Below are 9,048 nucleotides of genomic sequence, written 5' to 3'. Positions count from 1 at the left end.
CGTAATAGGCGCTGTTACATTGATACTGGCTGGTTTCAGCGCATTGGTACAAACGGATATCAAAAGAGTGCTGGCCTATTCTACGGTGAGCCAGATCGGGTATATGTTCCTGGCGCTGGGTTGTGGCGCATGGTCGGCCGCCGTATTTCATTTTGTTACGCATGCCTTTTTTAAGGCGTTATTGTTCATGGCAGCAGGAGCTATCATTGTGGCCCTGCATCATGAGCAGGATATGTTTAAGATGGGAGGACTGAAAAAGCAGCTGCGGGGTGTTTACTGGGTGTTCCTGGTGGGTTGTGCTTCCCTGGCAGCTATTCCTTTTGTAACCGCCGGATTCTATAGTAAAGACCAGATCATCTGGTTATCCTGGTCGGCTGCGGGCGGCCATATGGGCTTCTGGCTGGCAGCCCTGCTGGGCGCGCTCCTCACGGGCATGTACACCTTCCGTATGTTCTTCCTGGTATTTTATGGAGAAGAGAAAACAAAAGTGCATCATCAGCCGGGAAACAGCATGATGATCCCCCTGTATATACTGGCCGTATTATCGACAGTGGCAGGGTTTATAGAGCTGCCGCATACGATGGGCCATGTAACGCTGTTCAGTAACTGGTTGCAGCCGGTATTGCCGGCGGTATCCGTATTGCATGAAAGCCTTGCCATGGAATGGACTTCGCAGGCATTATCGGCTTTGCTGGCGCTGAGCGGTATAGGGTTGGCTTATGCCTGGGTGGTAAAGCATCCCAAAGGAATGTCCGATTTCCTGGAAATGCCTGCTATCATGTGGTTGCGTGGCTACTGGAGCAGGGGATGGGATTTTGATGAATTGTACAATGTACTGCTGGTGCGTCCTTTTGTGTACCTGTCGCGCATTAACAGAAGGGATCTGATAGATACGTTCTACACCGGGCTGGGAGCATTTATGGAGTGGTGTCATAACGTGCTCGCACGTACGCAGAGCGGGTTGTTGCGATGGTACATATTAAGCGTAGTACTTGGCGCTGTGGCAATATTATCTGTGCTTATCTGGCGGATCTACTTATAACTGGAACGATTAAACGAAAAATTATGATATTGCTGGTAATGATATTGGTTCTTTTGGGCGCGGCGTTATTGTCGTGGGTAGTGGGCGTGAAAAGCCATGCATTCAGCCGCTGGATAGCCCTTTGCAGCCTGCTGGTGAACCTGGGGATTATCACCGGGGTTTGGCTGGAACATACTCACAGTAACAGCCGCTGGTGGTACCAGTTCCGGATGGATTGGGTGCCGCATTTTGGTATCAACCTGCACCTGGCCATGGACGGTTTAAGTATGCTGATGCTGGCACTTACATTCTTCCTGGGAGCGCTGGCGGTACTGATCTCCTGGAAGGAGATACAGCACAGGGTAGGCTTCTTTCACTTCAACCTGTTGTTTGTGCTATGTGGTATTACCGGCGTATTTCTTACCATGGATCTTTTTTTGTTTTATTTTTTCTGGGAGATGATGCTGATACCCATGTATTTCCTGATTGGTATCTGGGGACATGAGCACAGGGAATATGCAGCCAATAAGTTTTTCCTGTTTACACAGGCGGGAGGGCTGCTGATGCTGCTGGCCATACTCGGTCTTTATTTTGTGCACAAAGCTAACACCAACGTATACACGTTTAACTATTTTGAATTGCTGAACACACCTATGACATCTTTCATGGAGCGTTGGCTGATGCTGGGCTTCCTGGTCGCCTTCCTGGTAAAGCTGCCGGCAGTGCCTTTTCACACCTGGTTGCCGGATGCACATACGGAGGCGCCTACAGCCGGGAGTGTGATACTGGCCGGATTGCTGCTGAAAACAGGCGCTTATGGTATCCTCCGTTTTGTATTGCCTTTGTTTCCCACCGCAGCGGCAGATATAGCGCCCGTAGCCATGTTGCTGGGGGTGGCGGGCATCCTGTATGGAGGTATGCTGGCTTATGCGCAAACCGATCTGAAGCGACTGATCGCCTACACCAGTGTAAGCCATATGGGCTTTGTGCTGCTGGGGGCTTTTGCGTTTAATGAAATAGCATACCAGGGAGTAGTGATGCAGATGATTACCCACGGTATCAGCACCGGCGCATTATTTATTATTGCCGGTGCATTGTATGAGCGCATACATACCCGTAACCTGCGGCAGATGGGCGGCCTGTGGCTGCGGCTCCCAATGATGGGCAGCGCAGCCATGATCTTTGTAATGGCCTCCCTGGGCTTGCCTGGACTGGGCAATTTTGTAGCAGAGTTCCTGGTGCTGCTGGGCAGCTGGCAGGCCAGTCATGTGTTTACTATCCTGGCCACTATTGGCCTGGTAGTGGCAACGGCGTATTCGCTGCGTATTATGCAGAAAGTTTTCTTTGGTCCCTGCGACCGGCAGTATGCCATGCCCGATCTGAACGGGCGTGAGCTGGTGATCATCATAGCTTTGGTAATAGTGATATGCTGGCTGGGCTTCCATCCGCAACCGGTATTGAATACATCCCAAAACATCGACTATGTCATTCGCTGATTTTTTAAGTCTTGGCCCGCTGATCACCCTCTGCGCTGCAGCGGTGGTAGCCATGTTGCTGGTAGCGGCCTGGCGTAATCACCGCATTGTATACAGCTTTTCGCTCATTGCTTTTGGTATGGCTATGGCCGCGGTAATTCCTGCCATCAGGTATATCCCGCACCCGGTGCCACCTTTGTTGGTGATCGACGAGTTTTCCCTCTTTAATTCCGGGTTGATCCTGGTATCAGGCTTTATCATCCTGTTGTTATCGTTTAACTATTTTGAGGAAAGGGAGGAACGGAAAGAAGAATACTACATCCTGCTGTTACTGGCTACCATAGGCGCTCTGGTGCTGGTGGTGAGCCGTCATTTTATGTCGCTGTTCCTGGGATTGGAAATACTGAGCATCAGCCTCTACGGCTTGATTGCCTATCTCCGTGCCCGTCAGCGCTCTGATGAAGCGGGCATTAAATACCTGATGCTGGCGGCTTTATCTTCTGCTTTCCTGCTGTTTGGCATGGCGCTGATCTATGCCTTTACCGGTCATATGGATTTCCCGGGTATAGGCGCCGCATTACGGCAGGCGGGTTACCTGCCGGTGAGCGTGATGGCAGGCTTTGGCCTGATGTTGATAGGAGTGGGCTTTAAGCTGGGCATTGTTCCTTTCCATATGTGGGCGCCGGATATTTATGAAGGTGCGCCGCTGCCGGTGGCGGCTTTTATTGCTACTGTTTCCAAAGGAGCCATGCTGGTATTGCTGATCCGTTTTTACCAGGATATTCACGGTAACGACTATCCGATGTTGTGGTGGATTGTAGCTATTATAGCGGTGGCCTCTATGTTCGCGGGTAACTGGCTGGCGCTTACCCAGCAGAATATAAAACGTATCCTGGCCTATTCTTCTATTGCGCATATGGGCTATATCCTGGTGGCTTTTTTATCCGGTGTGCAAACGGGGCTGGAAGCGCTGGCGTTTTACCTGGTGGCTTATTTTATCACCAGCATTGGCGCCTTCGGCGTGGTGATTGTAATGTCCAGCAGCTTGCAGGATGCAGAAACAATTGCTGATTACAGGGGGCTGTTCTGGCGCTATCCCTGGGTGGCTACGGTGTTTACCGCTATGCTGTTATCACTGGCAGGTATCCCGCTTACGGCGGGCTTTATCGGCAAGTTTTACGTAGTATTGGCTGGGGTCGACGGGCACCAGTGGTTCCTGCTCTTTATGCTGGTGATCAACAGTGTGATAGGCTTATACTATTATATCCGTTTGGTGGCGGCTATGTTTGCAGTGCCTGCAAAAGGGCAACAAACAACGGTGGTACCGGCCCTGCCCATGGCCGGTAATATTACCCTGGGTATTTTAACCATACTGTTAATAGGGCTGGGGGTATATCCTACCGCTATGATGGCGCTGATCCAGCAAATGATGCGGATCCTTGTTTAACCCGCCCTGTTCTGTTCATCGCTGGTACCGGTCTTTCTTTCGCGGGCCGCTTTAATAGTAGCGCTGCCAAACTTGTAGCTGAAGGAAAGGTTCACCGTGCGGAATTGCCAGGTATTGAAAATGCTCATGTTCAGGTTGGCAAATTCTGCGGCCCCGCGGTAGCTTTCATTCCGCAGAATATTGTTATAGCTTAATTTCACCGTAGCGTTTTTATTCAGGAACATTTTCTGAACGCCCAGATTCAGGTTATACTGTGCGTAACCCCTGAAAATACCGAATATAAAAGGCGAGTTATAATATCCCATCACTTCTACCTTAAAATCTTTCGGAAGGGTAATGGTATTGGTGCTGCTGATATAATAATTAAAGTTATACCGGTAATAAGGATCATTGGTAGTAGGATCTTCAAAGCGGTATTTATTATACGAGAAATCTGCGTTGTTATCACTGGTCCACCACTTGGTAAACTGGAATGGCAATGTAAACAGGATACTGTAAATATCTGTTTTATCATAGTTACGTTCCGTACTGATGGAGGCTTTGGTACTGTCGTCCTGCGTAATGAATTCTTCCATCATATCCTTGATCCGGCTGTAGCGGAAAGTAGCAATGTACTTGTCCTTAAACGTATAGGCCAGTTCTGCGATATTGCTGTACTGTGGCCGCAGGTAAGGGTTTCCTCTGAAGTAGGTGTACTTGTCCAGATAAAACATAAATGGATTCAATTGCCCGTATTGCGGTCTTTCTATCCTGCGCGACATAGCCAGGCTTACTTTGTTTTTATCATCCAGCTTTTGTTCTATGTTGATGTTAGGAAAGAAGTCAGTATAGGAACGTTTCACATTGGTGCCGGTTGTATACGAAGTACCGTTGGATTCAGTATTCTCTACCCGCAGTCCCAGTTGCAGGTTCGTTTTATGGATCAGTTTTTTGTAAGTGGCGTAAGCGGCATAAATATTTTCCTGGTAGTTAAAGCGATCGCTTAAGGAAGGGGATGGTTTATAGCTGCCATGAAACAACGAATCGAACTGCAACACATTGGTGGTAGTTACAAAGCTGGTTTTAGCGCCGGCCTCCAGTTTACCTTCCTTTCCCAGGGGCCAGCTCAGGTCGGCCTTGAGGCTTTTTATAATCACCTGGGTACCGCCCCTGGTGCGGATACTGTTGGGATTGCGGTTCAACTCAGTTTTGGCGTCATAGAGGCTGTCGTTCAGCTGCATGAGGCGGTGATTATTGAACTGGGCATAATCGGCATCAAAACTGATCTCCCGGCCGCCGGCTGTATCCAGGGTCACCTTATAGTTCAGGTTGAGCGCAATGTTGTCAAACTTATTATCATTGGTGGTAAGAGAGTTCACAACTGAATCTGCCGGCATATTGATGCGGCCAAGATTTGCATTGCTGTAGATCTGGTTGGTGAAGGCGTTTTTATAACCATTGGCCAGTATCCCGATAGTTTGTTTATCGTTGATAAAATAATCCATTCCCACCTTCAGGTAGTTGTTCTTAAAGCGGTTGCGCTGGAATATATCCTGCTGGAGATAAGTAGAGCTGCCGTCGCTTTCCTTCACGTTCCTCCTGTATTCGCGGGTCACCTGGCGGGGATAGTCGCCCTGGTCGAAATTACCAAACAGGTTAAATTTTTCTGTTCTCCAGTTGATATTACCGGAAATGCCATAGCGGCCATATCTCGATTGGGTAAGGGTAGCGCTCACATTACCATTTACCCCCGTCATTTTTCCTTTTTTAGTTTTTATGTTGATGATTCCGCCATTACCGGCCGCATCATATTTGGCGGAAGGACTGGTCAGTATTTCGATGGAAGCGATGCTTTCGCCGGGTGTTGTTTTAAGGAGATTGGTTAATTGTTCGCCACTGAGGTAGGTCAGTTTACCGTCGATCATCACCGTTACGCTTTGCCCTTTCAGGGTTACGTTTTCATTGTTATCCACCTGTACACCGGGGGCACGGCGAAGCAGGTCCAATGCGGTGTTACCGGCGGCGCTAACGCTGTTTTCTATATTCATCACTGTTTTGCCGGCAGAGCTTTCAATAAACGGTTTCTGGGCGGTTACATTCACCGCCTGTAAGTTTTTGCCCAGCGTATGCAGCCGGATGGTGTCCAGGGTAACAGCTTTATGTGCGGCGCTCAGCTGGAAGTTTTTGCTGTACGTGGTATTATATCCCATCTGGGAGGCCTGGATGAAATAATGACCATAGGGTATTTTTTCAAAGGCGCAGTTACCATTGGCAGTGCTCAGTTCTCCTTTCACAAGGGTGGAATCCTTTATATTCCTCACCATTACGCTGGTAAAAGGCAGGGGCTTGCCATCATGATCTGTAATTGTCAGTATAATTTTTCCGGTAGAGTTGGACTGTTGCGCCAGGGTAGGGCGCGTCACTATAAAAAGCATTCCCAGGGCTACGATGATTGTTCTCATACTATCGTTTCCGTTATAAAATTTCTCAAAAGCTAATTCCAAAAAAGGGGCTGTTATTTCCTGCTGCAGTTTTCCTGATAATATTGAAGCGCCAGTCTTAACACATCCTGTATTTTACCAAGGGGCATATTTCCTGTTTCATTCATTACACACGACGATGGAGTAGTGGAACAGGTGGGTGTTTCCCTGAAATTTCCGAGGGTGATCAGGTAAATAGGCAATTCGTCCGGGTTGCTGGCGGAAAGGTGGCCACGGTTGACCATTTTCCCTCCGCATGCAATGATCAGCATTACCACGGTACTCAGGCTTAAAACGATAGCAACTTTTTTCATACCACGATTTTACTAAAGACGAACGGGTACGGAAAAAGTTGCATGAAAGGGGGGAATAATTTTACTGGATAAATTTATTTTTTTAGTAAACGCTGTATGGTGGCGGGCGAACGTTGTTCCAATAATACGGTGCGGCCGTCGCTCAGTTCTTCCAGCAGGTTGTTTTGGTTGTACCGTACAGTAAGCAGCTCCAATCCTTCGTTATAAACGATCTTAAACTGCTGGTGCAGGGTTTTGATAAGGAGCTCTATCTTCTCCGGGTTATTATCTATACAGCAGGAGAAATTGATCGCCCCGTTCTGCATCAGGTTTATTTTCACCTTCAGCCCGTGGAAGATCTCATAGATATCGCTGATCTTATCTTCTGTAATAAAAGAGTAATCCTTGGAGGTAATATTCAGTAATACCTGGTTCTTTTTGAGCACAATAATAGGCGGCAGCTGTTTTATATCAGCCGTTTCCCTGATCACGGTGCCGGGCAGGTTTTTATCCAGGAAGCACTTTACCAGCAGCGGGATCTGTTTGTTCTGTAACGGCTTAATGGTTTTGGGGTGAATTACCTGGGCGCCATAGTAAGCCATTTCTATCACTTCCCCGTAGCTGATCTCCGGTATGTTCACCGTGTTAGGGAACAGTTTGGGATCGGCATTTTTCAGTCCTTCCACATCTTTCCAGATGGTTTGGCTTTCGGCGTCCAGCATATTGGCAAAAACGGCGGCGGAGTAATCGCTGCCTTCCCTGCCGAGGGTAACGCTTTCGTTCTGATCGGTACTGCCTATAAAACCCTGTGTAATCACAATATTGGTACTGTTGAAAAGAGGAACCACTTTTTCGGTTACCTGGCGTTGGGTATAGGTCCAGTCGATATTGGCGTCGCGGAAGTTATCATCTGTACGGAAAATATCCCTTACATCCAGCCAGGTATTATGGAGCCCTACGCTGTTGAAGAAGGCGCTCACAATGGCGGTGCTGAGCAGTTCGCCCAGGCTCACCAGCTGGTCGTAGTAGTAATCGTAGGTGCGCAAAGGGTTTTCACCCAGTGTCCATTCCGCTTCTGTGAAGAACTGCTGCAGCTGGGAAAACAAGGGGTGGTCCTTAGTGCCCAGCAGGGCTTCTGCAACATTCAGATGCTGCTGTTCAATGTTATGCAGGAGTTGTGCAGCTATTTCCTTTTTGCGAAGGAAGAAGTTCTCCACCACCTTTTCCAGTTCATTGGTGGTTTTGGCCATTGCAGAAATAACAATGAGGAGTTTTTCGTCCGGGAATGACTGTACAATCTGGGCCACCTGCCGGATACGTTCAACACTTTCTAAACTTGCGCCGCCAAACTTGAAAACCTTCATATGATAGTTTATCTTCTTTTAAAAAATTATTCGGCAAAGTAAGACAAGTTTAGAATTGTTTTAAAATCTAAATTGGTAGTTCTGTTAAAATAGTTTCAATTGCCTAATTTCGTTCGTACAACCTAACGTTATGAATCTTAAGCAAAAAGTAATGACACTGGATGAATTTACTATCCAGGAGTTACGGAATTACCCGGGCGCTACCGGTCAGTTATCCGGTTTACTGCGTGATATCGGTCTCGCTGCCAAAAGGGTAAACGTGGAAGTAAACAAAGCCGGTATTGCTGATATCCTGGGGGAGGCCGGCAGAACCAACGTGCAGGGCGAGTCAGTAAAGAAGCTCGATGAATTTGCCAATGAGCAGTTCATTGACGCCCTGGAAACCAGTATTTACTGCTGTGGCGTAGCCTCGGAAGAAAATGAAAACTTCATCCCTTTCCACGATGAACATTCCAAAAAGTCGAAATACGTGGTGTTGTTGGACCCCCTGGATGGCTCCAGTAATATAGACGTGAATGTATCCATTGGCACTATTTTCTCTGTATACCGCCGGCTTACCCCGGAGGGATCGGAATGTGAGCTGGAAGATTTCCTGCAGCCGGGCACCCGGCAGATTGCGGCAGGCTATATCATTTACGGATCTTCCACCATGATGGTATATGCTACCCGCCGCAGCGTACAGGGTTTTACCCTTGACCCATCCATCGGTGAATTCTGCCTGTCGCACCCCAACCTGAAATGCCCGCCCGACAGTGATATCTTCTCTGTAAACGTTGGCTACTACCACCTGTATGAAGCGAAAACCCGTAAGTCGATCGACTACTTCATGGCCAGGAATGAAAATGACCGGATCTACCGCCACCGTTTCGTAGGCTGTATGGTGGCTGAAATACACCGCACCCTGATCCAGGGCGGTATTTTCATGTATCCTGCTTTTGGTAAATACCCGGCCGGCCGTTTAAGGCTTTGTTACGAATGTAACCCTATGT

7 protein-coding genes are annotated in these 9,048 nt (G+C 48.2%); 4 read left to right on the top strand and 3 right to left on the bottom strand.

Features of this window, described 5'->3' with window-relative positions:
- The 3 genes from VIM72_RS10305 to VIM72_RS10295 form a co-directional block, all read left to right on the top strand.
- Positions 1-1,042, top strand: a 1,042-nt coding sequence (locus VIM72_RS10305) for a proton-conducting transporter membrane subunit (protein ID WP_332002753.1), incomplete at its 5' end; no start/stop codon positions are given.
- A 23-nt stretch (positions 1,043-1,065) separates the two neighbouring features.
- Entirely contained in the window at positions 1,066-2,517 is a 1,452-nt protein-coding gene (gene nuoM, locus VIM72_RS10300) for an NADH-quinone oxidoreductase subunit M (protein ID WP_332002752.1), read from the top strand.
- On the top strand, positions 2,504-3,943 hold the full coding sequence (locus VIM72_RS10295) for an NADH-quinone oxidoreductase subunit N (protein ID WP_332002751.1): 1,440 nt from the start codon (positions 2,504-2,506) through the stop codon (positions 3,941-3,943). Before nuoM ends, VIM72_RS10295 begins: the two co-directional genes overlap by 14 nt.
- Here VIM72_RS10295 and VIM72_RS10290 read toward each other — a convergent pair.
- From VIM72_RS10290 to VIM72_RS10280, 3 genes are all read right to left on the bottom strand, one after another.
- Positions 3,940-6,384, bottom strand: coding sequence for an outer membrane beta-barrel protein (locus VIM72_RS10290; RefSeq protein WP_332002750.1), 2,445 nt, complete (start codon positions 6,382-6,384; stop codon positions 3,940-3,942). The two genes, VIM72_RS10295 and VIM72_RS10290, sit on opposite strands and share 4 nt — an antisense overlap.
- Positions 6,385-6,437: 53 nt before the next feature.
- Positions 6,438-6,716, bottom strand: coding sequence for a hypothetical protein (locus tag VIM72_RS10285; protein WP_332002749.1), 279 nt, complete (start codon positions 6,714-6,716; stop codon positions 6,438-6,440).
- Positions 6,717-6,790: 74 nt separating this feature from the next.
- Positions 6,791-8,059, bottom strand: coding sequence for an aspartate kinase (locus VIM72_RS10280; protein ID WP_332002748.1), 1,269 nt, complete (start codon positions 8,057-8,059; stop codon positions 6,791-6,793).
- 130 nt (positions 8,060-8,189) lie between these two features.
- On the opposite strand from VIM72_RS10280, the gene fbp reads away from it, so the two are divergent.
- A partial coding sequence (fbp, locus tag VIM72_RS10275) for a class 1 fructose-bisphosphatase (protein WP_332002747.1) occupies positions 8,190-9,048 on the top strand: 859 nt, incomplete at its 3' end.

It is taken from the genome of Chitinophaga sp. (genome assembly GCF_036569185.1).
GTDB lineage: Bacteria > Bacteroidota > Bacteroidia > Chitinophagales > Chitinophagaceae > Chitinophaga.
Note: the sequence above shows the minus strand (reverse complement) of the source record. Positions and strands in the feature narration are given on the sequence as shown.

Coding starts and splice junctions, on each gene's coding strand:
- VIM72_RS10280 (WP_332002748.1), bottom strand. CDS start 8,059: ATGAAGGTTTTCAAGTTTGGCGGCGCAAGTTTAGAAAGTGTTGAACGT.
- VIM72_RS10290 (WP_332002750.1), bottom strand. CDS start 6,384: ATGAGAACAATCATCGTAGCCCTGGGAATGCTTTTTATAGTGACGCGC.
- VIM72_RS10285 (WP_332002749.1), bottom strand. CDS start 6,716: ATGAAAAAAGTTGCTATCGTTTTAAGCCTGAGTACCGTGGTAATGCTG.
- nuoM (WP_332002752.1), top strand. CDS start 1,066: ATGATATTGCTGGTAATGATATTGGTTCTTTTGGGCGCGGCGTTATTG.
- VIM72_RS10295 (WP_332002751.1), top strand. CDS start 2,504: ATGTCATTCGCTGATTTTTTAAGTCTTGGCCCGCTGATCACCCTCTGC.